This window comes from Rhizobium sp. O111, assembly GCF_055616315.1.
Genome location: NZ_JBSHXL010000002.1, coordinates 229,889 through 254,545, shown reverse-complemented (window position 1 = coordinate 254,545; position 24,657 = coordinate 229,889). Strand labels below are relative to the sequence as shown.

The following is a 24,657-nucleotide window of genomic DNA, read 5'->3' as shown; positions in this document are numbered from 1 at the left end:
AATCGAGTGGGTATACCCATAAAAACAATGGGGAAATCGAGCCGGTCGGCAAGGATAATCGGCAACCGGAGAGGGCCAGCGCCGGCAAGGCCCATATACGCTGTGGACAAAACGAGGGGCTTGGCCGCTCCCTGAGGGTCAGCAACGAAGCAGGAAACTACTCCGCGACGAGCCCGCTTCGTCTCAGAAGCGACAGCAGTAGCAGCGGGATCAGCGTCGTCAGGACGACAGTAACGAAGGCCATCGCCATGCCGAGACCGATCGATCCCTGCTCGAATTGCCGCCAGATGAAGACCGAGATCGTCTGCATGCCGACGGGCGCGACAAGGATCGACGCAACCAGTTCGCGGGTGGCAACCGCGAAGACGAGCAGCATCGCCGTAACGAGGCTCGGCGCGATCAGCGGCAACAGGATGCGGCGAAACGCGGTGAAGGCACCGGCGCCGCAGACGCGCGCAGCGGCTTCGAGATTGTCGCCGATCTGGTGCAGCGCCGCGGTGGTGTAGCGCATCGGCTGCGGCAGCAGGATACAGCAGTAGGCGAGAAGCAGGATAAGCGGCGTGTTGTAGGGCGTGATCGGCAGCACCGGCTGGTTCCACGCCAGGATGAGCCCGACCGCGACCACCACGCCGGGCAAAGCGTTCGGCAGGGCCGTCAAAAGATCGAGCATCATGCGGCCGCGGAACCGGGTTTTTGCCACCGCGTAGGCCGAGACGGCACCGAGGATGCCGGTCAGCAAAGCCGTGCCCAGTCCGAGCGCGAAGCTGTTGCCGAGCGCCCGCAACGCGCCGGCGCTGTTATCGGCGATCGCGGCGAAATTGGAGAGGCCGAGGTTGCTGACCGCTAGGCCGCCGGAGATCGTGTTCGACAGCGCGGTGGCCAGGATCGCCAGAAGCGGAATCACGGTGGCAAGCGTCGTCACGAGGCCGAAAAGCAGGAGAACCGGAATGGTGAGGATTCCAAGCGGACGTTTGTCCTTGGCCTGCGGCTTGCCGCCCGTCGTCACATAGGAGCGGCGCGCGAGGATCCAGCGCTGCGCCATAAAGGCGGCAAGCGACAGGATTACCAGCATCAGCGAGAAGACAGCGGCGCCGGCAAGGTCGATGGGCCAGTCGGAAATGCGCAGATCTATCTCGGTCACCAGCACATCGAAACCCGACCGCCGCCCAAGTGCCGCCGGCGTACCATATTCCTCGATCGCCGCAGCGAAGACCAGAAGCAGGCTGGCGGCCAGCCCCGGCGTCGAAAGCGGCAGCGTGATGCGCCAGAAGGCGCGCCAGGAAGAAGCGCCGAACACACGGCCTACATCGGCATAACGCGCTCCGACAGCTTCGATGGTGCGCGAGACCGCGAAATAGACCAATGGAAACGTGTTGAGCGCCATCACCGTCGTCATTCCCGCCAGGGAAAACAGGAAGGGCGCGAGGTGAACGCCGGTCAGCTGTTGCAGATAGCCACGCGGCTGCAGCGTCATGATCCAGCCCAGCGTCGCGATATAGGGCGGGATCATGAAGGGAACGAGCAGCGCCACGTCCCAGAAGATAGCAAAGGGCACCTTGAACAAGGCGCGAAAGACGGCAAGCGGCACGGCCAACAAGGCGGCCGCGAGCATGACGCAGATGCCGAGAATGACCGAATTGCCACCCATCCGCAGAAGCTTGGGATCGGACAGCATCTCGGGAAGGTGCAGGAACTGGGCGGCGAGAGAACTCCGCCCCAGTTCAGGGAAAATCGCCTGGAGGACGATGAAGACGAACGGCACGGCCACGACGACAATCAAACCCGATGTCGCCACCCATGCTATCGGCCCGGTGCCGGCTGCGCCGTTCGCTTTCATGCTCTTCAGTCTCGATTATTCTTCAGTTCAGTTGCCGGCAGCGAAGATCTTGGCGAATTCCTTCAGCGTCTCGTCACGCTTGCCGTAAACGGCAGTGGCGTCGATCTGCAAAACCTTGAGATCGGCAACCAGCGGGCGGTTAGCCGGGATGTCGCTGCGGGCAGGCATCAGGTAGGTGGCGGCGACCAGCTTCTGGCCTTCGTCGGACAGCATGTAGTCGATGAACTGCTTGGCTTCATCCTGATGCTTCGACCAGTTGAGGATCATCGCCGGGCGCGGCGCGACAACGGTGCCGGAAGCCGGGAAGATGACGTCGATCGACTCGCCCTTTGCCTTGCCGGCGAGCGAGATGTAATCGACCGCGCCGAAGACGGCGGCCTTTGCACCCTGCAGAACCGGGTTCAGGGCTTCGGCATTGGCGCCAGCGACAACGGCGCCGTTGGCGTCGAGCTTGGTGAAGAGGTCCCAGCCCTGGCTACCGGCAAGTGCCGCCACCAGTTCGAAGCTTGCGCCCGACTGCGCGGGATCCGGCAGGTTGACCAGGTCCTTGTATTCAGGCTTTGCGAGGTCGGCCCATTCGGTCGGCTTCGGCGTGTTGCTTGCCGGGTTCCAGGCGATGCCGAGCGCGGAAACACCCTGGGCAACAGCCGTTTCGGACTTGAGGAAATCAGGAACCTTGGCAGCGTTCGGGCTCGTGTAGGAAACCAGCCAGCCGCGCTTGGTAAAATCGGTCGCCGTATCCCAGGATGCAGAGATCAGCACGTCGACGACAGGATTGGCGGCTTCGGCTTCGATGCGCGCCATGATCTTGCCGGTCGTTGCCTGGAACACCTCGACCTTGTGGCCGGTCTGCTTGGTGTAACCGGCGGCAAGCTTCTCGATCAGGCTGCCGGGGCCTGCGGAGTAGACGGTGATATCAGCGTGGGCGACGCCTGCCGCAAGTACGCCGGCGATGAGGGCGAAGCCCGCACCAAGAAATGATCTGCTCATATGTGCCTCCATAAGTGTTTGATATGCTTCAGTTACGCGTGAACCAGCGCATGTCCCCGCTATCGATGACGAGGTTGACCACCTCACCCGCGACAGCGCGCTGACGCGCCAGGAATGTGAGTTCGCTTGCAGCCGGCCGGGCGCCCAGCGCGACCGTGGTCAGATAGCCATCGCCACGAAACTGCGAGTGGACGACCTCGGCCGGAAAGCCCTCCCCCGATGTCAGGCGCACGGCCTGTGACGGCAGCAGCACATGGGTCGCGCCGGCGGGAGCATTGTCGTCCTTCAGCACGATACCGGTTTGGTTGAGACGAAGACCGCCCTCATCGCGGGCGACAGGAACGACGCAGCCGAGGCGCAGGAACTCCGCGACTTCGGGCGTCGCCGGCGCGCTCACCAGCGTCTCGGGTGCCGCCATCTGTTCGATGACGCCGCCACGCATAACGGCAACCTGATCGGCCAGCGAAAACGCCTCGCTCTGATCATGGGTGACATAGATGGCGGTGAGGCCGAGATCCGATATCAAGGCGCCGATCTCACGCACCATGGTCTCGCGAAGCTCGCGGTCTAGGTTCGACATCGGCTCATCGAAAAGGACGATTGCCGGCTCGGCGACGATGGCGCGGGCGATTGCAACGCGCTGCTGCTGCCCGCCCGACATGTCGCTGATGCGCCGGGCCCCGAAACCGCCGAGACCGACCCGTTCAAGCGCCGCCGCAACACGTCGCTCGCAATCCTTGCGGCCGACGCCGCGCATCTCCAGCGGAAAGGCGATATTGTCCGCCACACTCAAATGCGGCCAGAGAGCGTAGTCCTGAAACACCATGCCGAGGCCGCGCTTTTCCGGCGGCACGAACAGGCCACCGGCAGCATCGGCCACCACGCTTCCGTTAATCTTTACGCTGCCCTTGGTCGGCGCCAGCAGGCCGGCCACAAGGCGCAGAAGCGTGGTCTTGCCGCAACCGGACGGGCCGAGCAGTGCAAGAACCTTGCCCTTTTCAAGCGCGAGATCGACGTTATCAAGAACCGTGTTTGAGCCAAAATGCAGGCTGAGACCCGACACCGACACGGCGGCTGGTTGTGCAGAAAAATTGGTTATCATGACTATCAACGGAAAGAAATTTAGCCGCTTATAGTCAGACGGAATGACACTTTCGTGACACAATTGTTAACGTGGGATGTATGACATCACAGAGTTGTGGGGCAAGGAATGGCCCCACAGCGCTGGAGGACAACCCTCTATCGACCGCGGTAAACGAAATCGCCAGGGACAGCCGCCGCATCCTTGTCGGCCTGTAGCGTCAGCGCATCGCGCAACGGCGAGCGAATGCAGACGGGATCGGTTGCGCTGGCATCGCCGGCAAGCGCCATTGCCTGGCAGCGGCAGCCGCCGAAATCGATCGCCTTGCGGTCGCAGCTTCGGCAAAGCTCCGGCATCCAGTCTTCGCCGCGATAGGCGTTGAAGGCGGAGCCGTGATACCAGATGTCGGACAGCGACTTCTCGCGAACATTGTCGAAGGTCAGCGACGGGATCGTCTCCGCTGCGTGACAAGGCAAGACCCGGCCCGACGGCGTGACGTTCAGGCCGATCCGTCCCCAACCGCCCATGCATGCCTTGGGATAGGACGAGTGGTGGTCGGCCGGCACGTAGTCGATGACCAGAATGCCTTCCAGGCGCTTGCGGGCCTCGACGACGGTCTTGTTTGCCCGCTCGACCTGCTCTCGCGTTGGCATCAAGGCGGCGCGGTTTCTTTCGGCCCAGCCGTGAAACTGCACGGTGGCGATCTCGATACGCCGGGCACCGAGCTTCACAGCGAGATCGAGCATATCGTCCAGCTGGTCCATGTTCTGCTTGTGGCAGACGGCATTGACCGTGAGCGGTATGCCGCTTGCCTTGACCCAGGCGGCGACGGCCATCTTGCGGTCGTATCCGCCCTTGTAACCGCCGACGCGATCGGCGCTTGCGGGGTTCGTTCCCTGCAGCGAGAGTTGCACGTGGTCGAGGCCGGCATCGGCAAGCTCAAGCAGGCGCTTCTCGGTGAGACCGACACCCGAAGTAATGAGATTGGTATAAAGGCCGGCCGCCGCACCCGCTGCTGTCAGCTCGACAAGATCGCGCCGCGAGGCCGGTTCCCCGCCAGACAGATGAAGGTGGAGCACGCCCATTTCGGCGGCCTGCTGGAAGACGCGGACCCATTCCTCGGTCGACAGCTCTTCCTTGATGCCCGTGAGCTCCAGCGGATTGGAGCAATAGGGGCAGGCAAGCGGACAGCGATGCGTGAGTTCGGCAAGCAGTGCCATTGGCGGCGGCGCTACTGAAGACAGCGGAGCGACCGTTTGCTTAACGACCCTTGCCTCGACGCCCATCACAACACCTGCAGCATGCGACGATTGGCGAGCTCACGGATGAATGCCAGGACATCGGTCGCGATCTGCTCGCGCGGCGCCTGGAATTCGGCGGCGAAGTCGTCGGCGATCGTGTCGAGATCGCGCTTGCCATCGAGCGCTTCGATGATCTTCACGGCGATCTCGTCGACCGCCATCGCGAGTTCGGGTGCGAGCAGAACGGTCTGTCCGCGCACCGGATCGTGGCGCAAACGCACGCCACGGGCCAGCTTGACGACCATGCTGCCGGTTATCGCGACCGTGTCTTCGCTCATCACGCGATCTCCTCGAGCTCGCCGATCACGCCTTCACGACCATCCCAGCCACCCGGCGGGATCAGGCCCGGCGTAACATAGGCGAAATGCAGCGCATCGAGCTGCGCCCACAACACCTCGGTCTTGAACGTCAGTGCGGCGGCTGCCGCATCCTGCTTCTCCAGCGTGTTCGCGTTCTCGAGCACATAGGCAAGGCCGAAGGCGACATCGACGGGTGCCTCGTTCAGACGCTGGCGGAAATAGGAGAGCGCCTGATCGTCGGCAAAGGCATAGTGCTCAAGCAGACCGGCGATACGATCGGCATGGATCTTTGGCGCGAAAAGCTCTGTCAGCGACGAGGCAACGGCCTCAAGCAGCGGCTTCTCGCGGACGAAGTGAACATAGGCTTCGACGGCAAAGCGCGTCGCGGGCAGGATGCCACGACCGGAGGCGACGTAGTCGGGATCGAGGCCGACAGCTTCGGCGAGTTTCAGCCAACGCCGAATACCGCCACCTTCGGTGAGCCCGCCATCGTGATCCTCGATGCGCGAGCGCCAGGCGCGCCGCATGTCGGCATCCGTGAGACGCGACATGAAGGCGGCGTCCTTCATGGGGATATGGCTCTGATAGCAATAGCGGTTGATCACCCAGGCGCGGACCTGCGTCATGGTGCATTGGCCGCCATGCAGCATTTTGTGGAACGGGTGCTTGTCGTGGTAGCGGTCCGCGCCGATCGCCATCAGCCGCGCTTCGAATGCCTGCCGGTCAGGTGCTTCAGTCAAAGTCGATCTCCATGCCGTCATGGCCAATCCGGAAGCCGCTCGCCTCGAGCATGTCGCGCTCGGGCCCGGCCCGCCAGATCGGATTGGTGTTGTTGATGTGGACGTAGATTTTCTTGGCGATATCGAGCTTCGACAGGGCCGCGAAGCTGCCATCGGGGCCGCTGATCGCCATATGGCCCATGCGCTGCCCGGTCTTATGGCCGACGCCGAGCGTGATCATCTCGTCGTCGGTGAACACGGTGCCATCGAAGAACAATGCGTCGGCGCCGTCGATCCGCGCGATGAGGCGATCGTTGATATGGGCACAGCCCGGAATGTAATAGACGCGCTTGCCCTCGCCAATCAGTTCGACACCAACAGTCTGCTCGCCTTCCAGCTGAAGCTCGGGTTCGCCGTTTTCCATGAACAGCGGCACCTTGCCAGGGACCGCGAAAAGCCGGGCCACGACGCCCGGGAGTAGCGAAAACGGCTGCTCGAGCGTTATCGTGTGGCGCTTTACAAAGGCGGGATCAAGGGCGCGGAAGACGGGGTTGTCGTCGATGATCTCGGCAATCGCCGCCGTAACGAAGATTTGCAGCGGCTGCTTTTCGCGCAGGATCAACAGGCCAGCCAGATGGTCGATGTCGCCATTGGTGATCAGCACGCTCTTAATCGGACTGTCACGCAGCGCCTTGGGATGCAGCGCGCTATTGTCGATGATCTGCTGCCTGATATCGGGAGAAGCGTTTAAAACCGCCCAGCTGTGGCCATCGAGACTGACGGCGAGCGATGATTGCGATTGTGGCCTGACACCGGATGCCGGATCGCGCGCAAGGCGGCAATTCTGGCAACCGCAATTCCATTGCGGAAGGCCGCCGCCCGCGGCGGCCCCAAGAACCAGACCGCGAAAGCCAGATGAATCTGTCACGCGCGGACCTCAAAAATTACAATACAGATTGGATTTAGCCGACCTTAGAAAAGGATCGGTTCGTTGCCGTCGGCAGGAGCGTAACGGTTGATTTCCATACCGCAGCTGACTTCAATGAACTTAGGGGCGTGCCAAGACATGTGTGTCTCCATTCATGCTGGTTTATCTACAAGAGTTCACCTAGGCCCACTCATGCTGCACTGCAATAGCGTTTTCAGCATGGCTGCCCGCCCAATGTCGCAAAGCCATCACAATCGCGAGATCGGGCGGGCGTACCAGCAAGACTACGCGGCAGAGTCCCATTCAGGCGCCAGGCCATCGGGGCTGACGATGCGGCCGCCGGCCCGCGCAAGCGCGTGGATCCGTGCCATGTCCTCATCGCTCAGGGCGAAATCGAAGATCGCGGCGTTCTCAGCAGCGCGGGTCTCCGAGACTGTCTTCGACAGCGTGACGAAGCCCTGCTGAACGATCCAGCGAAGCACGACCTGCGCGATCGAGCGGCCGTGCGCGGCCGCGATGTCGCTGAGGACAGGATCGCTGAGAACCTTGCCATCGGCCATCGCGTAATATGCGGTGAGTGACATGCCCAGCTCGCGCGCCGCCTCGATGACCGGGCGCTGATCGAGATATGGGTGATACTCGACCTGGTTGTTGGCGAGCGGCCGTTCGCTCAGGCGCGCGGCGTCCCTCATCAGCGTCGTGTTGAAATTGGAGACACCGATGTGGCGTGCCTTGCCCGCCTTGGCCACTTCGTTCAGCGAGGCGATCTGCTCTTCCAGGCTGACGGCGGTGTTCGGCCAGTGCAGCAGTAGCAGATCGACATAGTCGGTCTTGAGCTTCGACAGGCTTTCATCGACGGAGGCCAGGCAGGCGCTTCGCTCATAGTTTGCGACCCAGACCTTGGTGGTGAGAAAGATATCGGCGCGGGCGACGCCCGACGAGACGATCCCTTGGCCTACGGCAGCTTCGTTGCCATAGATCTGCGCGGTATCGATGTGGCGGTAGCCGGTCTTCAGCACATGAGAGACCATCCGCTCGGTATCGGCGGCTTCCATGCGGAACGTGCCGAATCCGAGCGCCGGGATGGAAGCGCCATTGGCGTTGACGAGTTTCATGAGGGGTTTCCTTTCGATCCTATCAGGCCGCGGAAGCGGCGGTTTTGGTTGAAGCAAGCGTCCGGCGGTCGAGCGAGCCGCTCCAGAGCGTCAGAACGAGAGCACCGACGACGAAGATGGCGCCGACCCATGGCGTGGCCCCAAGGCCGAGCGACGAGGCGACCACGAGGCCGCCGACCCAGGCGCCCGCCGCGATGCCGAGATTGAAGGCGGCAATATTCAAGGCCGAGGCGACATCGACGGCAGCCGGGCGAACCACGCCGGCAAGCTGCACGACGTAGATTTGCAGGCCAGGCACATTGGCGAAGGACAGGAAGCCGAGGGCAGCCAAAGTCGGGATCGTCAGCCAAGCCGACACGGCGGTGAAGCTGAAGATGGCGAGAACGATAGCCTGCGCGGAGAAGAGCCAGGCAAGAGCCTTGATAGGATCGCGGTTGGCGAGGCGCCCGCCGGCGATATTGCCGATGGCGATCGCGATGCCGTAGAGCACCAGGATCAGGCTGACAGCCGAGGCCTGGAAGCCGGTGACCTGTTCGAGAATAGACGCCAGGAAGGTAAAGGTGACGAAGGTGCCACCGTAACCGAGAGCGGTCATCGCGAAGACGATCAGCAGACGGCCGCTGCCGAGAACCTTGACCTGCTCGCCGATCGTCGCCGCCGGCGCCTTCTTGAGGTTTGTCGGCAAGAGGATCCAGAGACCCGCGAAGGCAATAACACCGAGGCCGGCGACAGCCGCGAATGTCGCGCGCCAGCCGAAGGTCTGGCCGATAAGCGTGCCGAGCGGAACTCCGGTCACGATCGCGACCGTCAAGCCCATGAACATCATGGCGATCGCCGACGCACGCTTGTTTTCGGGAACGAGGTCGGCCGCGATGGTCGAGCCGACGGAGAAGAAGACACCGTGCGCGAAAGCGGAGAGAACGCGGGCGACGAGCAGGGGCGCATAGCCCGGGCTGAGCGCTGCCATCGTATTGCCGAGAATGAACAGCGCCATAAGGCCGAGAAGCAGCAGCTTGCGATCGAGACGACCGGTGAGCGCGGTCAGAACAGGCGCGCCGAAAGTGACGCCGAGCGCGTAGACGCTGACGATCAGGCCGGCGAGCGGCAGGTCGATGTTGAGATCATTGGCGACGGTGGGCAGGAGCCCGACGATGACGAACTCCGTCGTGCCGATCGCGTAAGCCGCGACCGTTAAGGCAAAAAGGGCAAGGGGCATTGTGAATCCATCCAGTGACGATGCCGGACAAGCGGCGATTTGGGATGGCTGGAATATGGACCACTGACATTACCGCGATAAGCAGCTACATTGCCTCAATAGTTATGAATTGAATTCACAGGGGTGAGCAGTGGATAACACCGTCGGCGAGATGGAAGTCTTCGTGCATACAGCGAAGCTGCAGAGCTTTTCGGCGGCCGGACGCCTGCTGCGCATGTCGCCTTCGGCCGTCAGCAAGCTGGTGAGCCGGCTGGAGGAACGCTTGAAGACGCGCTTGGTGGTTCGAACCACGCGCAGTCTGCAGCTGACGCCGGAGGGTGAGGTCTATCTCGAGCGCGCGCAGCGCATTCTCGAAGACATCAAGGAAGCAGAGCAGATCGTCTCGACAGGCGGCGAGGCCGCGCCGCGCGGACGGCTGCGGGTGAGCGCATCGGTCGCCTTCGGGGTTCGCCATGTCGTCCCGCTGGTGCCGGAGTTCCTGGCCCGCTACCCGAACGTCCAGCTCGATCTTTCGCTGACCGACGGGATCATCGACATCGTCGAGGAGCGTGCCGATGTCGCGATCCGCTCGGGCAATCTCAGGGACACCTCGCTGAAGGCGCGCAAGCTGATGGACAGCCGGCGCGTGGTCGTGGCGGCCCCGAGCTATCTCGAGCGCATGGGAAATCCCGAAAAGCCAGCCGATCTCGACCGGCACAACTGCATGACATTCAACTTCCGGCAAACTTGGGAGGAGTGGCCCTTTCGGGACCCAGCAACCGGACAGACCTTCTCGAAGGCGGTTCACGGCAATGTCGAAGTGAACAACGGGCCGACCATTCGCAGTCTCTGCCTCGCGGGCGTCGGGCTGATCCGGGTGGGGACCTTTCACGTGCAGGAGCACATCGACGAAGGTCGTCTGGTGCCGGTGCTGGAAGCGTTCAATCCTGGTGATATCGAGCATATCCACGCCGTCTATCCCGGCCACCCGCACCTTGCGAGCCGTATCCGGGCCCTGATCGATTTTCTCGCCGAGCGGATCTAGCCGCGAACGTCGGCCAACGAAGCAAGAACGGCGCACCCGAGGCGCGCCGTTTCCAAGTTCGAATTCCGGGCTCGTATCTTAGAGACCGGTCGTCTTCATCAACTGCTCCGGATAACGCTCGCCCTCGACCTGGATGGCGGCGGCAGCCGTCTCGATCTGCGCGAGATCGTCGGCGCTCAGCGCCACATCGGCCGCGCCGAGGTTTTCTTCGAGACGATGCAGCTTCGTCGTGCCGGGGATCGGCACGATCCAGGGCTTCCGGGCCAGCAGCCAGGCCAGTGCAATCTGCGCCGGCGTCGCCTTCTTGTCTTCGGCAATGCGCTTCAGGAGATCGATCAGCGCCTGGTTCTTCTCCATCGCCTCAGGCGTGAAGCGCGGCAGCATCTTGCGGAAGTCGCCTTCGCCGATCTTCGTGTCCTTGTTCATCGCGCCGGTCAAGAAGCCCTTGCCGAGCGGGCTATAGGCAACCAGCGCGATGCCAAGTTCCTCGCACGCTTCAAGAATGCCGTTGGTTTCCGGCCCGCGCGTCCACAGCGAATACTCGTTCTGCAGCGCGGCGACAGGCTGCACCGCATGGGCGCGGCGGACGGTCTGTGCGCCCGGCTCGGACATGCCGAAGTGCTTCACCTTGCCTTCCGCGATTAGATCCTTGACCGTGCCGGCCACGTCCTCGATCGGCACGTTCGGGTCGACGCGGTGCTGGTAGAGCAGGTCGATGACATCGATGCCGAGGCGCTTCAGCGAACCCTCGGCTGCCTTGCGGATCTGCTCGGGGCGGCTGTTGACGCCGGCCATCTTGCCATCGACGATATTGAAGCCGAACTTCGTGGCGATCACCACCCGGTCACGCATGGGCCGGAGCGCCTCGCCGACGATCTCTTCGTTGGTGTAAGGCCCATAGACCTCGGCGGTGTCGAAGAACGTCACGCCGCGCTCGACTGCCTGGCGCACCAGCGTCACGCTCTCCTGGGTGCTCAGCGCATGGCTATAGCTGAAATTCAGGCCCATGCAGCCGAAGCCAAGCGCAGAGACCTCCAGTCCGCTTTTTCCAAGTATCCGCTTTTGCATTTTACGCTCCTTAAGGACGACCTTGGCCGTCTCACATCGGTATAAACAGGAAGTGCCTATGGCGCCTCGGAGCAGAGGTTGAGATGCATCGCTCATGGCTCAAGGCGCCAAATACTCCCGCGCCGTTAAGGTAGCACCGGTGCTGGGATGGCATTAGATCACCATTTCTGCATGGAGTTATGTCTGCGGCTCATGAGTTGGCGAAATGACCGATGACCAGGCAAACAACGCCGCCGTTGCCGTCCGGTCTTCGCCGACGCGCTCAGGGAGAAAAGAGGGTGCATTGATGAACCGGCGATTGCGCCTACATCAAGCATTATTGGCTGCTATCAGCGCGCGCCTTTCAGGGAAGGGGGTCGTCCATCATGAAGGGATCCAAGACCATTGTGCAAATGAGTGTCCGCGAACGGCAGGACATACTGGCGGCCGTTGCCGATGCGCTTGAGACCAGTGCCAAGGAGGCATTGATAGAAGGCAACGCCAGCTTCGCCGCGAGCTCGGGTAACCTGGCGCTGACCATTCGCGGCAGCGTGCATGGTCTCGCCAACACCGATCTCAAGGCCGCCGAATTCCTGCTGCAGCAAGCCATGACGCTGATCGAGCAATTCCGATTCCGCGACCCGCATCGTCCAGAGACGCTGACGCTTCATTAAACCCAATATCCGCGCCGAAGAGATGACGGCGGCTTTCAGCGGCCATCGTCAAACGTCCGCACATACTGCCTCAGGTGCGCCAGCAGCATCCTTGCATAGCCCGGAAGCTGCATCTCGTTTCTGACGCAAACGTAGAGTTCGCGGTCCGCCCAGGGCTCCGCGATCGGCACGACCTTGAAATCCATGAAATGCGCATAACGTCGCGCGGCGCTTTCGGGAATGATCGATACGCCAGCCCCCTGTTCGACAACGCGGCACGTTGCCTCAAATCCGGCAATCAGCATCCGGAAATGCGGCGTGCGCCCGAGCTCATTCGCGTGACGCTCGAGAAACTGCATCAAGGCCGGATTGCCTTGCTGGCCAATCAGCTTGAAATCCAGGACGCGCGGAAACGCAACGGCATCGGATGGCACATCCAGGTCGCGCGGTGCGATCAGCACCAGCCGATCCGGAACGAAGCGAAAGCGCTCCAGCCCGGTCATATCCGCCGAGGAGGCAACGATGGCGATATCGGCCTGCCCCTGTTTCAACAGCTTCACGGCCTCAAGGCTCGGCTTGTCCTCAACGCTGACACTGATATCCGGGCTTGCGGCAAGGAAGGCGCCAAGCGCCTGCGGCAAATGTTCGGCCAGCATATTGGTATTCGACAGCAACCGGACATGGCCGCTGCGACCATCCGCAAAGGCGTCGAGATCGGCCTCGATCCTGCGGGCATCGTCCAGGATCTGGCGGGCATGGCTCGCCAGCATCTCACCCGCCAAAGTCGGCTTGATTCCCCGCCCCGTGCGCTCGAAGAGCTCGAGATCGAAAGCCTCTTCCAGCCTCCTGAGACGCGCGCTCACAGCCGCCACGACGACATTGTTTCGCCTGGCGGCAGCGGTCAGACTGCCGCCATCAACGGCAGCCAGGAACATACGCAAATCGATTAGGTCGAATTTCACTGCTGAGCTTTCATTTTCTGTGAAAACTGTTTGTATGACAAATTGATTTTCAAACGCAGCATAGCGCGGTTATGACGATTGCCAAGTCGCGAACGTGACAGATCGACGCATAAAGTCATATCCTCATTTAGAGTGAATTTGTAGAGCAACTTCAGTAGTTTGCTTTACTAACATTGGCTTTGAGCGGCGCTTGTCGCATTCAGCCTCGCGGCGACGTGGATTGGCTACGCTCGTGGGAGGTGATGCAAAGCCTGTTGTCGTTTATTCATGCTTGATGAAAGCACGTCGATAATGCATTTGCACACCGCTATCTCTCGACCCCAATTCAAACGCCTGCGATCAATCGCACTCTGTCTGTCCGCGCTGGTGTCGATCGCCGGCGCAGCCTCGGCGCAAGATCAGACCGCGACGCAAAACGACCTGATTACGAGGGGACGTTACCTGGCGACCGCGGCAGACTGTGCCGCTTGCCACACCGCCCCGAACTCGGGACAGCCCTTTGCCGGCGGCTATGCGATTGAATCTCCGCTCGGCAAGATTTTCTCGACCAACATCACGCCATCCAAAACCGACGGCATCGGCACCTACAGCGAAGAAGACTTCGCGCGCGCTGTTCGCGACGGCGTTGCAAAGGATGGCAGCCATCTTTATCCGGCGATGCCTTACACGGCCTACGCCAAGATCTCCGACGAGGACATCTCGGCGCTCTACGCCTATTTCATGCAGGACGTGAAGCCGATCGATCACGCGCCGGAGAAGACCGCGTTGCCGTTCCCATTCAGCATCCGCGCCTCCATGTCCGTGTGGAACCTGCTCTTCCTCGATAAGGACCGCTTCCAGCCGGATGCATCCAAGTCCGCCGAGTGGAACCGCGGCGCCTATCTGGCCGAGGCTCTTGAGCACTGCAGCACCTGCCACACGCCGCGCAATCTCTTCATGGCAGAGAGCGGAAGCCAGGCGCTTTCGGGCGCTTCTATCGGCTCCTGGTTTGCACCGAACATCACCTCCGACAAGGTTGACGGTATCGGCGGCTGGTCCGACGAGGAACTCGTGCAGTATCTGCGCACCGGCCATGTCGCCGGCAAGGCGCAGGCGGCCGGCCCGATGGCCGAAGCCATCGAGCACAGCATGCAGCACCTGACCGAGGCGGACCTCAAGTCGCTCGTCGTCTATCTGAAGGATACGAAGCCAATCACGACGGGCGAAGCCAAGCCGCGCTACGATGTCGGTGAGCCCTCCACGGCGGAACTCGATCTGCGCGGCCTGCCTGGCCAAGCCGTGACCGAGAAGGGCTTCCATATCTTCAGCGGTTCGTGTGCCGCCTGCCATCAGGTTGATGGCGAGGGTAACGATCACTATCCTTCGCTCTTCCACAACACCGCGACCGGCGGCAACAACCCGGACAACCTGATCGCAACGATCCTGTTCGGCCTGTCGCGCACGATCGACGGCGTACCAACATTCATGCCGGCCTTTGGCGAGAACGCCGCTTACACGGATCGTCTTTCCGACAAGGACGTCGCCGATGTCAGCAACTACGTGCTTGGTCATTTCGGCAACGGCAAGGTGACCGTCACTGCCGCGGATGTCCTGCGTGTTCGCGAGGGTGGAGAGAAGCCGGTGTTGGCCGCGGTCGCGCCGTTCATCGTGCCAGCAGTCGTCGTGGCGCTGATCCTTGTCGCGCTCGTCATCGCGCTGCTCGTTGCCCGCCGCAGGCGGCAGCCGGCCCACGCCTGATCGTTTCACCCTTTCTCCCAGTTCTGACTGCCTCATCGAGGATATCAGCGATGCCAATCGACCCGAACAATGCGGGCTCCATCGTGAGCCGTCCCCTCCACCGCCGAGACCTCCTGCGCGCCACCGTGGCCGTTGGAGGACTGGCAGTCCTCTCCTCTTTCGCGGCACCCGTATCGGCGTTCGCAGCCGACGACGACGTGCAGGGCTTTACCAAGCTCTCTGAATTCCTGACCGGCTATGAGCTCGATCCGGTGCTCGGCGGACGCTTCTTCGCAGCACTCTCCAAGCGCAGCGCGACGCTGAAGGCCGACATCGCAGCCTTGCAGCAGGCTGTGAGCCAGTCGGGCGCCAAGGACATGGATGGCTTTCTCGCGACGAAGCCCGCCGATCCCGAGATGAAGACTTCCGCGAAGATCGTCTCCGCCTGGTATCTCGGCGTGGTCGGGGAACCGCAGGACGCGGAACTCATCACCTACGAGAAATCGCTCATGTACCGCCCGACCAAGGGCCTCCTTCCCACTCCGACCTACGGTCCCGGCCCGAACGCCTGGGGACCGAAGCCCGGCAGCAAGATCTGACAGGATAAAGACAATGGCAAACGACGCATATGATGCGGACCTGATCGTTATCGGATCGGGTGTCATGGGCGGCATCGTCGCCGCGCAGCTCGCCAAGGCCGGCAAGAAGGTGATCATTCTCGAAGCCGGCCCGCGTGTCGATCGCCGCGAGATCGTCGAGACCTTCCGCAACGCTCCGGTCAAGCTCTCGCTGGCAAACGCCAAGCTGCAGGGCGCGGGTTCCCCCTTCCCAAGCATGCCCTGGGCGCCATCCACCTATGGCGACTATCTGCAGTACGAAGGCCCGGTCAAGTACAACACCTCCTACCTGCGCGTCGTCGGCGGCACGACCTGGCACTTTGGCTCGGCGCTCTGGCGCATGATCCCCAACGACTTCAAGATCCAGTCGCTCTACGGTCGCGGTCGCGACTGGCCGATCGGCTATGACGATCTCGAAGACTACTACAACAAGGCGGAGCTGGAGCTCGGCGTCACCGGCACGGACGGCCAGGACGAAAGCGGCCAGGGCGGTGGCCCGATGCCGCCGCGTTCCATGCCATTCCCGATGAAGCAGTTGAATTCCAGCTACATGTTCACGACGCTGGCGGAAAAGCTATCGGTCGGCGGCTTCAACCCGGTGCTCGAACCGCATGGCCGCGCCTCGCGTCCCTACGGCAACCGCCCGGTCTGCGCCGGCAACAACAACTGCAACCCGGTCTGTCCGATCGGCGCCAAGTACGACGGCTCGATGCATATCGACGAAGCCGAACGCCATGGCGCCAAGCTGCTGGACAACTCGCCTGTTTACAAGGTGGAAGCCGGCGATGACGGCAAGATCACTGCAGTCTGGTACAAGAAGCCAGACAATTCCGAGCATCGTCTGACGGCGCGCTACTTCGTGCTTGCCGCTTATGGCATCGAGTCCGCCAAGCTGCTGCTGATCTCGACCTCGGACAAATATCCGAACGGTATCGCCAACTCCTCGGATCAGGTCGGCCGCAACCTCATGGACCACACCGGCATCAGCATGAACATGCTGACCAAGGAGGACATGTGGCCGGGCGAAGGCCCGACCGAACTGCTGGTCTATCTCAACCAGCGCGATGGCGCCTTCCGCAAGGATTACCCGAGCTACAAGATCAAGGTGCGAAACACGGTACCGACAGCCCAGATGACCGAAGGCTTCATCAAGAAGGGCATCATGGGCTCCAAGCTCGACGAGCAAATCCGCAAATACTCGGCCCGCTCCCTCAACTGGGCGATCGATTTCGAGCCGCTGCCGCTCGCCGAAAACCGCGTCACGCCGTCGAAGACCAAGTTCGACGCGCTCGGCATCCCGGTTCCGGTGCTCTACTATTCGGTCACCGATTACTGGAACGCCGGCCGCGACAGGGGCCTGGAAGATCTGAACAAGATCGCCCAGCTGCTCGACGCCGAGGTTCTGTCGACCGACGTGAAGTGGCAGAACCGCCAGCACGTCATGGGCACGACCCGGATGGGCGACGATCCGAAGGACAGCGTCGTCGACCGCGATTGCCGTACGCATGACCACCCGAACATGTTCATCGCCGGCACCAGCGTCATGCCGTCGGCATCGTGCATGAACCCGACATTGACGGGCGCGGCGCTCAGCGTGCGTATTGCCGAGCAGCTGATCAAGGAGATCTGATTTCAGCGCTCAAGAAGGTCTTGGCCGTACCGGTCGAGACCTTCCCAATCCTAAAATAGAAACAGCGACCGCCTCGCAGGCCGGTCGCTGTTTTCGTATCCACCGATGAAAGCGACGTCAGTCGCGATTGGTATAGAGCGCACTGGAGCGCTCGAGGTGCTTCAAGATCGCGGCTTCCGCGCCATTCGCATCGTTAGCCGCCAGACAGTCGAGGATCTGCTCATGCTCCACCAGCGTGAATTTCTCCTTGCCGGTCCAGATGAGCATGTCCGTGTGATAGGCCTTCAGCCATGCCAGCATTGCCTCGCTGACGGCGACGAAGATCGGGTTGCCGGAGATCTGCGCGATACGCGTATGGAACTGCATATCGGCGGCGATGAAGTCTTCCGCGTTGCCAAGCGACCGGCGCTGCTCTTCGATGATGTCGCGGAGATCGGTGATGTCGGCGGGAGTGGCCTTCACCGCCGCCTCGCGCGCCATGCCGCGCTCGAAGAAGATGCGTGAGCTCTTCAGATGATCGAGCGAGTCGGCGGATTGCGCGAGCATGATCTTTGCCGTCAGATCCACCTGGCGGAAAATCGATCTTGCGGTCAGTTGCAGAACCTTGGCGCGCTCTCCGTGCGATATGTTGACCAAGCCCATGTTGGCCAGCGACTGCATCGCCTCGCGGATCGCCGGCCTTCCCACCCCGAAGCGCTCCATCAGCACTCGCTCCGAAGGCATTTCGTCGCCAGGGCGAAGCTCGCCGGACGTGATCATTCGCTCCAGTCGATCAAAAACCTCATCGGATAGTTTGCGACGCACGATCTGTTCGATTGGCTGATTCATGGTGTCTCGCTGGCTCACAATATCCCTCCTTTATGCATGCTAGCGTCCCGGCACGAAAGGCCGTCGTCTGAAATCGGTCAGTGCTCTTTCAAAAAATTTTCATTGCAGAAATTGGAATACTCATTATACCAGTTCATGAGTTGACGCCATGGCAAACTTTCGGCCTAGGCAGGAGGAGCAACGAAACCTCATGATGATCACAGTTACCTACCGCATCGAAACGACCGGCAGCGTCGAGGCAATGGCCGCCAAGATCGCCAGCGATCAGTCGACCGGCACGTTCGTCCCCGTTCCCGGCGAGACGGAAGAGCTGAAGGCGCGCGTCGCGGCACGCGTTATCGCCATCCGCCACCTGCCCGATGCGGAATACCCGACCTGGCCTGAAGTCGCGCCCGGCAGCGGCCCCATCCACCGCGCCGACGCCGATATCGCCTTCCCGATGGACGCGATCGGCACCGATCTCTCCGCCCTGATGACCATCGCCATCGGCGGCGTATTCTCGATCAAGGGCATGAGTGGCATCCGCATCGTCGACATGAAGCTGCCGGAAGCATTCGCCACCGCCCATCCCGGCCCGCAGTTCGGCCTGCCCGGCAGCCGCCGGCTGACCGGCGTCGAAGGCCGGCCGATCATCGGCACGATCGTCAAGCCGGCGCTCGGCCTGCGTCCGCATGAGACGGCGGAGCTCGTCGGCGAACTGATCGAGTCCGGCGTCGACTTCATCAAGGACGACGAAAAGCTGATGAGCCCCGCCTATTCGCCGCTCAAGGAGCGCGTCGAAGCCATCATGCCGAAGATCCTCGATCACGAGCAGAAGACCGGCAAGAAGGTTATGTATGCCTTCGGCATCTCGCATGCCGATCCGGATGAGATGATGCGCAATCACGATCTCGTCCTGAAGGCCGGCGGCAACTGCGCCGTCGTCAATATCAATTCGATCGGCTTCGGCGGCATGAGCTTCCTGCGCAAGCGCTCGGGCCTTGTTCTGCATGCGCACCGCAACGGCTGGGACATCCTGACCCGCGATCCGGGCGCCGGCCTCGATTTCAAGGTCTATCAGCAGTTCTGGCGCCTGCTCGGCGTCGACCAGTTCCAGATCAACGGCATCCGCATCAAATATTGGGAACCGGACGACAGCTTCGTCGAATCCTTCAAGGCCGTCAGCACGCCGCTGTTCAGCAAGGCCGACTGCCCGCTGCCGGTCGCAGGTTCCGGCCAATGGGGTGGCCAGGCGCCGGACACCTATAACCGCACCGGCCGCACCACCGACCTGCTCTACCTATGCGGCGGCGGCATCGTCAGCCATCCGGGCGGTCCGGCGGCCGGCGTACGTGCCGTGCAGCAGGCCTGGCAGGCGGCAGTCGCCGATATCCCGCTCGACGAATACGCCAAGGATCACCCGGAACTCGCGGCCTCGATCGCGAAGTTCGGCGACGGCAAGGCAGCTTGAGACCATGACCAAACCTCTGCTTACCTATTACGGTGACGATTTCACCGGTTCGGCCGACGTCATGGAAGCGCTCGCTTCCAACGGCGTACCGACCGTGCTGTTTCTCGGCATCCCCAGCGCCGAGACCGCCAAGCGTTTCGCCGATTACCGCGCCTTCGGCATTGCCGGCACCAGCCGCAGCGAAACGCCGGAGTGGATGGAGAAGCATCTGCCGGCGATCTTTGAATGGCTGAAGGTGCTTGACGCCGACATCTGCCACTACAAGGTCTGCTCGACCTTCGATTCCAGCCCAGCGATTGGCAACATCGGCAAGGCGATCGAAATCGGCAAGGCACTCTATGGCCAGCCGGTCGTGCCTGTCATCGTCGGCGCCCCGCAGCTGAAGCGCTTCACAGCATTCGGCAATCTCTTCGCCGCCTACCAGGATCGCTACTACCGTATCGACCGCCATCCCGTCATGAGCCGCCATCCAGTAACGCCGATGGCCGAAGCCGACCTGACGCTGCATCTGGCAAAGCAGACGGCGCTGCCCGTAGCGCTCGCCGATCTCGTTACCACAGCAGCCGCCGATGCCGACCAGCGCATCGACAAGACGATCGCGGACCTCGATGGCATCCTGCTGATCGACGTGGATAGCGCCCAGTCGCAGGCTCTCGCCGGCCGCCAGGTCTGGCGGGCCAAGCGCGACGGCGGCCTCTTCACCGCCGGCTCGTCGGGCGTTGAATACGCGCTGTTGCAGGCATGGAAGGCTGAAGGCCTGCTTGGCGAACCGACGACCTTCACCGAGCCGGGCAAGGTCGATCGCCTCGCCGTCGTCTCCGGAAGCGTCTCGCCCACCACCGAACGGCAGATCCGCAACGCGACGGAAAACGGCTTTGACGGTATCGCCGTCGATCCGCTGGATCTCGTCGGCGAAAGCGGTGACCGCGCCATCGACGCGGCTGTCGCCGAGGGCGTCCAGCGCCTGAAGGAAGGCCGCAGCGTCATCCTGCACACGGCGCTCGGCTCATCGTCGGACAAGGGCACCGATATCGATCGTATTCCCGGATCCCGCCATCGCCTCGGCTCCGCTCTCGGCACCATCCTGCGCCGATTGATCGAGACCGAAAACTTGCCCCGCGCTGTCATCGCCGGCGGTGACACGTCGAGCCACGCGCTGCAGCAGTTGCGTGTGGACGCTCTGACGACCTTGCTGCCACTGCCGCAGACCCCCGGCTCGCCACTCTGCATCGCGCACGGCAACTACGCGCCGACCAACGGACTGCAGATCGCGCTCAAGGGCGGCCAGGTCGGAACCGACGGCTATTTCGCACAAATCCGCGACGGACGGAGGGCTTGAACATGCGCTACTGGGTTGGCACCAGCTTCAAGATGAACAAGACGCTGGGCGAGGCTCTGTCCTTTGCCGAAAAGCTTGCGGCTGCCGATGGCGATCGCCACGCCGATATCCAGCGCTTCGTCATCCCGCCCTTCACGGCGGTGCGTGAAGTCAAGAACACTCTCGCCGATAGCTCGGTGAAGGTCGGTGCGCAGAACATGCACTGGGACGCGGCCGGCGCCTGGACCGGCGAGATCTCGGCACCGATGCTGAAGGATTGCAACCTCGACATCGTCGAGCTCGGCCACTCCGAGCGTCGCGAGCACTTCGGTGAGACCGACGAAACTGTCGGCCTGAAGGTAGAAAGCGCCGTCAACCACGGCCTGATCCCGCTGATCTGCATCGGAGAGACCCTTGCCGAGCGCAATGCCGGTGATGCCGACGCGGTGCTGAAGCGGCAGGTTGAGGGCGCGCTGGCGCGCGTCACCACATCAGGCAAGGACGCGGAAATTCTGCTTGCCTACGAACCGGTCTGGGCGATCGGCGTCAATGGCATTCCGGCGACCGCCGACTACGCCGACGAGCGCCACGCGCGCATCGCCGATGTGGCCGCCAAGGCGCTCGGTCGCGCGGTTCCGGTTCTCTACGGCGGCAGCGTCAATCCAGGCAATTGCGAGGAACTGATCTCACAGCCGCACATCGACGGGCTGTTCATCGGCCGCTCTGCCTGGGCCGTCGAAGGCTATCTCGACATTCTGAAGCGCGTTGCCGCGGTCATCTGATCGCAGCCACCAATTCCACTCATCCAGCCCCCGAATGATTGAAAGGACACGGACCATGAAAATCGCCATCGGAGCGGATAGCGCCGGCAAGCCCTTGCTTGACGTGATCGCCGCCCACCTCGCCACCAAGGCGGGCCTCGAAGTGCACGATCTCAGCCAGGCCGGCTTTTACGCCGACCTTTCGCAGAACCTCGCGCAGACCATCGTCGACGGCCAGCACGAGCGCGGCATCCTGATCTGCGGCACCGGCATCGGCGTTTCGATCTCGGCCAACAAGGTTCCCGGCATTCGCGCCGCGCTGACGCACGACACCTACTCGGCCGAGCGCGCCGCGAAATCCAACAATGCGCAGATCATCACCATGGGCGCACGCGTGATCGGTCCGGAACTTGCCAAGTCGATCGTCGACACCTGGCTCGCCTCCGAATTCGATCCGAAGGGCGCTTCCGCAGGCAACGTCGACGCCATCAACAGGCTCGACGCGGTTAAGTAATACTTATTCTGGGGTGGTGATTGACTCATCATACCAGCAACGTTAACAATTCCAGCAAAACACGAAGTGAGGAAACATGACTTCCATTGCTCTGTTCGGCGCCGGCGGCAAAATGGGCTACCGGCTTGCAAAGAACCTCAAGGGTTCGCGCTACGACGTTCGCCACGTCGAAATCAGCGATATCGGCAAGGCACGCCTGAAGGACGATCTCGGCCTTTCGACCGTGGACGTAGACGTTGCGCTTGATGGCGTCGACGTCGTCATCCTGGCCGTTCCAGACACGCACATCGGCAAGGTTGCCGCCGGCATCAACGACAAGCTCAAGGCCGGCACCATGGTTGTCGCGCTCGACGCTGCCGCGCCGTTCGCTGGCCACTTCCCTGAGCGCCCTGACCTGACGTATTTCGTCACGCATCCGTGCCATCCGCCGATCTTCAACGACGAAACCGACATGCAGGCCAAGAAGGACCACTTCGGCGGCCTCTTCGCCAAGCAACATATCGTTTCGGCTCTGATGCAGGGTCCGGAAGAAGCCTACGCCGTTGGCGAAGAAATCGCCAAGACGATCTGGGCACCGGTCATGCGCTCGCACCGCGTCACCGTCGAGCAGATGGCGATGCTGGAGCCGGGTCTCTCCGAGACCGTTGCCGCTTCGCTGCTCGTCGTCATGAAGCAGGCCATGGATGAGTGCGTCGCCCGTGGCGTTCCGGAAGAAGCTGCGCGCGACTTCCTGCTCGGCCACCTGAACGTACTCGGCGCCGTCATCTTCGGCGAAGTCCAGGGTGTGTTCTCGGACGCTTGCAACAAGGCTATCGAATTCGGCATTCCCGCCCTGATGAAGGACGATTGGAAGCGCGTTTTCGAACCTCAGGAGATCGCTGACAGCATCAAGCGTATCACCTGATACCGATCCCGGGAGGGGGCAACCCCTCCCCTTTCACCGCCCTGCTGGGAACAGGGCTTCTTTTGGGAGGAAACCAATGAGACTGACACGTAGACTGACCGTCGCTGCCTTTGCCAGCGCGCTCGCATTCGGCGTTGCCATGCCCGCTTTTTCGGCGGACCTGATCGCCATCATCACCCCCGCACACGACAACCCGTTCTTCAAGGCTGAAGCCGTTGGTGCGGAAGCCAAGGCGAAGGAACTGGGCTATGAAGCGCTCGTCATGACCCATGACGACGACGCCAACAAGCAATCCCAGATGATCGACACCGCCATCGGTCGTGGTGCGAAGGCCATCATTCTCGACAACGCCGGCGCCGATGCAACCGTTGCCGCCGTCAAGAAGGCCAAGGACGCGGGCATTCCGTCCTTCCTCATCGACCGCGAAATCAACGCCACGGGTGTTGCCGCAGCGCAGATCGTCTCGAACAACTACCAGGGTGCCCAGCTGGGTGCGCAGGAGTTCGTCAAGCTGATGGGCGAGAAGGGCAATTATGTCGAGCTCGTCGGCAAGGAATCCGACACCAATGCCGGCATCCGTTCGCAGGGCTATCATGACGTCATCGACGACTATCCGGATCTGAAGTCGGTCGCCAAGCAGTCGGCCAACTGGAGCCAGACGGAAGCCTACGCCAAGATGGAAACCATCCTGCAGGCCAACCCGGATATCCAGGGCGTCATCTCCGGCAACGACACGATGGCCATGGGCGCCATCGCCGCTCTGCAGGCCGCCGGCCGCAAGGACGTGATCGTCGTCGGCTTCGACGGCTCCAACGACGTCCGCGACTCCATCAAGTCCGGCGGTATCAAGGCCACCGTTCTGCAGCCCGCCTACGCGCAGGCGCAGATGGCTGTCGAGCAGGCCGATGCCTACATCAAGAACAAGACTCTTCCCAAGGAAGAGAAGCAGCTGATGGATTGCATTCTCATCAACGCCGACAACGCCTCCAAGCTCGAAACCTTCGCGATCGCCAAGTAACGACAGCTTGAGACCAATGGCGAAGAGCGCACTCATTTGCGCTCTTCGTTCTTTATCCTATTCCATAAGATTGGAGTTTCGTGGATGGCGAGGGTCAGAAGCGCGGTTGTGATCGCATTGCTTGCGATGGCACTGCCGGGCTGCAAAATCATCAAAACGCCGACGGCGGAAGAAAAGGCTGCGGAAACGGCCAAGAGCGCTTTCGATCCTGCGGCAAAGGTCGAGGCCATCTGGCAGTCGCAGGCAATTCCCTATCTGCAAAAGCGGGCTGGTGAGCTGAAGGACGTCGTGGCACTTGCCGCGTCGAGCCCGGATCAGGCCGGCGAGAAATACGGCAACACACGCAAGCAGGCGAGTGCGCCCTGGACCTATGCGGTCAAGCTGAGCGGCAAGGTTGTCGCCGCCGATACTGCGTCGCGCGCGGCCACGATCGATCTGGACGCCGATGGCGATGGCAAGGCCGACGCCAAGGTGCAGATCGGTCCCGCCGTGCGCGGAACGGCGCTGCGCGATACGCTTGAATTCGTCAATTTCAACGAGTTCAAGAACCAGATCGAGTGGGCGCAATTCGGCAAGGCGTTCAACGAGAAGATCAACACCGCGCTCCTGGCGCCGCTACCGCGCGACGGTCTGACCGGCAAGACCGTGACGGTCACCGGCGCCTTCCCGCTGCCGGCATCCGGCCAGTTGCCGCTGGTGACCCCGGCCGAACTGACGGTGGGGCCGTAG

25 protein-coding genes are annotated in these 24,657 nt (G+C 62.1%); 12 read left to right on the top strand and 13 right to left on the bottom strand.

Annotation, left to right across the window (positions count from 1 at the left end):
* Nucleotides 1–157: 157 nt before the first annotated feature.
* From ACVTFQ_RS20790 to ACVTFQ_RS20745, 10 genes are all read right to left on the bottom strand, one after another.
* Entirely contained in the window at nt 158–1,837 is a 1,680-nt protein-coding gene (locus ACVTFQ_RS20790) for an ABC transporter permease (RefSeq protein WP_470423991.1), read from the bottom strand.
* Nucleotides 1,838–1,864: 27 nt separating this feature from the next.
* On the bottom strand, nt 1,865–2,827 hold the full coding sequence (locus ACVTFQ_RS20785) for an ABC transporter substrate-binding protein (protein WP_112435288.1): 963 nt from the start codon (nt 2,825–2,827) through the stop codon (nt 1,865–1,867).
* A 28-nt stretch (nt 2,828–2,855) separates the two neighbouring features.
* Nucleotides 2,856–3,929, bottom strand: coding sequence for an ABC transporter ATP-binding protein (locus ACVTFQ_RS20780; protein WP_413391164.1), 1,074 nt, complete (start codon nt 3,927–3,929; stop codon nt 2,856–2,858).
* 137 nt (nt 3,930–4,066) lie between these two features.
* Nucleotides 4,067–5,194, bottom strand: coding sequence for a pyrroloquinoline quinone biosynthesis protein PqqE (gene pqqE, locus ACVTFQ_RS20775; RefSeq protein WP_112435290.1), 1,128 nt, complete (start codon nt 5,192–5,194; stop codon nt 4,067–4,069).
* Entirely contained in the window at nt 5,194–5,487 is a 294-nt protein-coding gene (pqqD, locus tag ACVTFQ_RS20770; RefSeq protein WP_112435291.1) for a pyrroloquinoline quinone biosynthesis peptide chaperone PqqD, read from the bottom strand. The genes pqqE and pqqD overlap by 1 nt, the downstream gene beginning before the upstream one ends.
* Nucleotides 5,487–6,269, bottom strand: coding sequence for a pyrroloquinoline-quinone synthase PqqC (pqqC, locus tag ACVTFQ_RS20765; protein WP_162717988.1), 783 nt, complete (start codon nt 6,267–6,269; stop codon nt 5,487–5,489). Before pqqC ends, pqqD begins: the two co-directional genes overlap by 1 nt.
* The gene (gene pqqB, locus ACVTFQ_RS20760; protein WP_413391166.1) at nt 6,241–7,155 is read right to left on the bottom strand and encodes a pyrroloquinoline quinone biosynthesis protein PqqB; all 915 of its coding nucleotides are present in this window, start codon (nt 7,153–7,155) and stop codon (nt 6,241–6,243) included. Before pqqB ends, pqqC begins: the two co-directional genes overlap by 29 nt.
* 44 nt (nt 7,156–7,199) lie before the next feature.
* The gene (pqqA, locus tag ACVTFQ_RS20755; protein ID WP_018896842.1) at nt 7,200–7,295 is read right to left on the bottom strand and encodes a pyrroloquinoline quinone precursor peptide PqqA; all 96 of its coding nucleotides are present in this window, start codon (nt 7,293–7,295) and stop codon (nt 7,200–7,202) included.
* A gap of 144 nt (nt 7,296–7,439) precedes the next feature.
* A complete protein-coding gene (locus tag ACVTFQ_RS20750) occupies nt 7,440–8,270 on the bottom strand; it encodes an aldo/keto reductase (RefSeq protein WP_470423990.1) in 831 nt (276 codons plus the stop codon).
* A gap of 22 nt (nt 8,271–8,292) precedes the next feature.
* A complete protein-coding gene (locus tag ACVTFQ_RS20745; RefSeq protein ID WP_112435295.1) occupies nt 8,293–9,486 on the bottom strand; it encodes an MFS transporter in 1,194 nt (397 codons plus the stop codon).
* Nucleotides 9,487–9,616: 130 nt separating this feature from the next.
* Between ACVTFQ_RS20745 and ACVTFQ_RS20740 the strand changes: the two genes are divergently transcribed.
* Nucleotides 9,617–10,510 carry a LysR family transcriptional regulator gene (locus tag ACVTFQ_RS20740; protein ID WP_112435296.1) on the top strand — a complete coding sequence of 298 codons (894 nt, stop codon included), beginning with the start codon at nt 9,617–9,619 and terminating at the stop codon, nt 10,508–10,510.
* 78 nt (nt 10,511–10,588) lie between these two features.
* Here ACVTFQ_RS20740 and ACVTFQ_RS20735 read toward each other — a convergent pair whose 3' ends face one another.
* Entirely contained in the window at nt 10,589–11,578 is a 990-nt protein-coding gene (locus ACVTFQ_RS20735) for an aldo/keto reductase (RefSeq protein ID WP_112435297.1), read from the bottom strand.
* A gap of 365 nt (nt 11,579–11,943) precedes the next feature.
* On the opposite strand from ACVTFQ_RS20735, the gene ACVTFQ_RS20730 reads away from it, so the two are divergent.
* Complete coding sequence (locus tag ACVTFQ_RS20730) at nt 11,944–12,231, top strand: hypothetical protein (protein ID WP_047504423.1); 288 nt, start codon at nt 11,944–11,946, stop codon at nt 12,229–12,231.
* 35 nt (nt 12,232–12,266) lie between these two features.
* On the opposite strand, the gene ACVTFQ_RS20725 is transcribed toward ACVTFQ_RS20730, so the two are convergent.
* Nucleotides 12,267–13,172, bottom strand: a complete 906-nt coding sequence (locus tag ACVTFQ_RS20725) for a LysR family transcriptional regulator (RefSeq protein WP_162717989.1) — start codon at nt 13,170–13,172, stop codon at nt 12,267–12,269.
* 291 nt (nt 13,173–13,463) lie between these two features.
* Between ACVTFQ_RS20725 and ACVTFQ_RS20720 the strand changes: the two genes are divergently transcribed.
* From ACVTFQ_RS20720 to ACVTFQ_RS20710, 3 genes are read left to right on the top strand one after another with little or no spacing between them, the layout of a single operon-like run.
* The gene (locus ACVTFQ_RS20720) at nt 13,464–14,909 is read left to right on the top strand and encodes a c-type cytochrome (protein ID WP_112435299.1); all 1,446 of its coding nucleotides are present in this window, start codon (nt 13,464–13,466) and stop codon (nt 14,907–14,909) included.
* A 50-nt stretch (nt 14,910–14,959) separates the two neighbouring features.
* Nucleotides 14,960–15,487 (top strand): sugar dehydrogenase complex small subunit, encoded by a 528-nt coding sequence (locus ACVTFQ_RS20715; protein WP_112435300.1) that lies wholly within the window; start codon nt 14,960–14,962, stop codon nt 15,485–15,487.
* A 13-nt stretch (nt 15,488–15,500) separates the two neighbouring features.
* Nucleotides 15,501–17,135, top strand: coding sequence for a GMC family oxidoreductase (locus ACVTFQ_RS20710; protein ID WP_112435301.1), 1,635 nt, complete (start codon nt 15,501–15,503; stop codon nt 17,133–17,135).
* Between the two features lie 117 nt (nt 17,136–17,252).
* Here the strand turns inward: ACVTFQ_RS20710 and ACVTFQ_RS20705 are convergent, their stop codons facing one another.
* Nucleotides 17,253–17,963 (bottom strand): transcriptional regulator NanR, encoded by a 711-nt coding sequence (locus ACVTFQ_RS20705; protein WP_018896831.1) that lies wholly within the window; start codon nt 17,961–17,963, stop codon nt 17,253–17,255.
* 190 nt (nt 17,964–18,153) lie between these two features.
* Between ACVTFQ_RS20705 and oiaX the strand changes: the two genes are divergently transcribed.
* From oiaX to ACVTFQ_RS20670, 7 genes are all read left to right on the top strand, one after another.
* On the top strand, nt 18,154–19,413 hold the full coding sequence (gene oiaX, locus ACVTFQ_RS20700; RefSeq protein WP_112435302.1) for a 3-oxo-isoapionate-4-phosphate decarboxylase OiaX: 1,260 nt from the start codon (nt 18,154–18,156) through the stop codon (nt 19,411–19,413).
* A gap of 4 nt (nt 19,414–19,417) precedes the next feature.
* Nucleotides 19,418–20,752 carry a four-carbon acid sugar kinase family protein gene (locus ACVTFQ_RS20695; protein WP_112435303.1) on the top strand — a complete coding sequence of 445 codons (1,335 nt, stop codon included), beginning with the start codon at nt 19,418–19,420 and terminating at the stop codon, nt 20,750–20,752.
* 2 nt (nt 20,753–20,754) lie between these two features.
* A complete protein-coding gene (locus ACVTFQ_RS20690) occupies nt 20,755–21,513 on the top strand; it encodes a triose-phosphate isomerase (protein WP_112435304.1) in 759 nt (252 codons plus the stop codon).
* Between the two features lie 55 nt (nt 21,514–21,568).
* On the top strand, nt 21,569–22,006 hold the full coding sequence (gene derI / locus ACVTFQ_RS20685; protein ID WP_018896827.1) for a D-erythrulose-4-phosphate isomerase: 438 nt from the start codon (nt 21,569–21,571) through the stop codon (nt 22,004–22,006).
* 76 nt (nt 22,007–22,082) lie between these two features.
* On the top strand, nt 22,083–22,910 hold the full coding sequence (locus ACVTFQ_RS20680; RefSeq protein ID WP_018896826.1) for a phosphogluconate dehydrogenase C-terminal domain-containing protein: 828 nt from the start codon (nt 22,083–22,085) through the stop codon (nt 22,908–22,910).
* 76 nt (nt 22,911–22,986) lie between these two features.
* Nucleotides 22,987–23,928: a D-ribose ABC transporter substrate-binding protein gene (locus ACVTFQ_RS20675; RefSeq protein WP_018896825.1), complete on the top strand. Its 942-nt coding sequence runs from the start codon at nt 22,987–22,989 to the stop codon at nt 23,926–23,928.
* An 84-nt stretch (nt 23,929–24,012) separates the two neighbouring features.
* A complete protein-coding gene (locus ACVTFQ_RS20670) occupies nt 24,013–24,657 on the top strand; it encodes a DUF2291 family protein (protein WP_112435305.1) in 645 nt (214 codons plus the stop codon).

Excerpts from the sequence above, each read along its gene's own strand:
- ACVTFQ_RS20785 (WP_112435288.1), bottom strand. The coding sequence starts at position 2,827 with ATGAGCAGATCATTTCTTGGTGCGGGCTTCGCCCTCATCGCCGGCGTA.
- ACVTFQ_RS20720 (WP_112435299.1), top strand. The coding sequence starts at position 13,464 with ATGCATTTGCACACCGCTATCTCTCGACCCCAATTCAAACGCCTGCGA.
- oiaX (WP_112435302.1), top strand. The coding sequence starts at position 18,154 with ATGATGATCACAGTTACCTACCGCATCGAAACGACCGGCAGCGTCGAG.
- ACVTFQ_RS20780 (WP_413391164.1), bottom strand. The coding sequence starts at position 3,929 with ATGATAACCAATTTTTCTGCACAACCAGCCGCCGTGTCGGTGTCGGGT.
- pqqE (WP_112435290.1), bottom strand. The coding sequence starts at position 5,194 with ATGGGCGTCGAGGCAAGGGTCGTTAAGCAAACGGTCGCTCCGCTGTCT.
- pqqC (WP_162717988.1), bottom strand. The coding sequence starts at position 6,269 with ATGACGGCATGGAGATCGACTTTGACTGAAGCACCTGACCGGCAGGCA.
- ACVTFQ_RS20670 (WP_112435305.1), top strand. The coding sequence starts at position 24,013 with ATGGCGAGGGTCAGAAGCGCGGTTGTGATCGCATTGCTTGCGATGGCA.
- pqqD (WP_112435291.1), bottom strand. The coding sequence starts at position 5,487 with ATGAGCGAAGACACGGTCGCGATAACCGGCAGCATGGTCGTCAAGCTG.
- ACVTFQ_RS20695 (WP_112435303.1), top strand. The coding sequence starts at position 19,418 with ATGACCAAACCTCTGCTTACCTATTACGGTGACGATTTCACCGGTTCG.
- ACVTFQ_RS20745 (WP_112435295.1), bottom strand. The coding sequence starts at position 9,486 with ATGCCCCTTGCCCTTTTTGCCTTAACGGTCGCGGCTTACGCGATCGGC.
- ACVTFQ_RS20730 (WP_047504423.1), top strand. The coding sequence starts at position 11,944 with ATGAAGGGATCCAAGACCATTGTGCAAATGAGTGTCCGCGAACGGCAG.
- ACVTFQ_RS20710 (WP_112435301.1), top strand. The coding sequence starts at position 15,501 with ATGGCAAACGACGCATATGATGCGGACCTGATCGTTATCGGATCGGGT.
- ACVTFQ_RS20680 (WP_018896826.1), top strand. The coding sequence starts at position 22,083 with ATGACTTCCATTGCTCTGTTCGGCGCCGGCGGCAAAATGGGCTACCGG.
- ACVTFQ_RS20750 (WP_470423990.1), bottom strand. The coding sequence starts at position 8,270 with ATGAAACTCGTCAACGCCAATGGCGCTTCCATCCCGGCGCTCGGATTC.
- ACVTFQ_RS20690 (WP_112435304.1), top strand. The coding sequence starts at position 20,755 with ATGCGCTACTGGGTTGGCACCAGCTTCAAGATGAACAAGACGCTGGGC.
- ACVTFQ_RS20790 (WP_470423991.1), bottom strand. The coding sequence starts at position 1,837 with ATGAAAGCGAACGGCGCAGCCGGCACCGGGCCGATAGCATGGGTGGCG.
- pqqA (WP_018896842.1), bottom strand. The coding sequence starts at position 7,295 with ATGTCTTGGCACGCCCCTAAGTTCATTGAAGTCAGCTGCGGTATGGAA.
- derI (WP_018896827.1), top strand. The coding sequence starts at position 21,569 with ATGAAAATCGCCATCGGAGCGGATAGCGCCGGCAAGCCCTTGCTTGAC.
- ACVTFQ_RS20705 (WP_018896831.1), bottom strand. The coding sequence starts at position 17,963 with ATGAATCAGCCAATCGAACAGATCGTGCGTCGCAAACTATCCGATGAG.
- ACVTFQ_RS20675 (WP_018896825.1), top strand. The coding sequence starts at position 22,987 with ATGAGACTGACACGTAGACTGACCGTCGCTGCCTTTGCCAGCGCGCTC.
- ACVTFQ_RS20735 (WP_112435297.1), bottom strand. The coding sequence starts at position 11,578 with ATGCAAAAGCGGATACTTGGAAAAAGCGGACTGGAGGTCTCTGCGCTT.
- ACVTFQ_RS20715 (WP_112435300.1), top strand. The coding sequence starts at position 14,960 with ATGCCAATCGACCCGAACAATGCGGGCTCCATCGTGAGCCGTCCCCTC.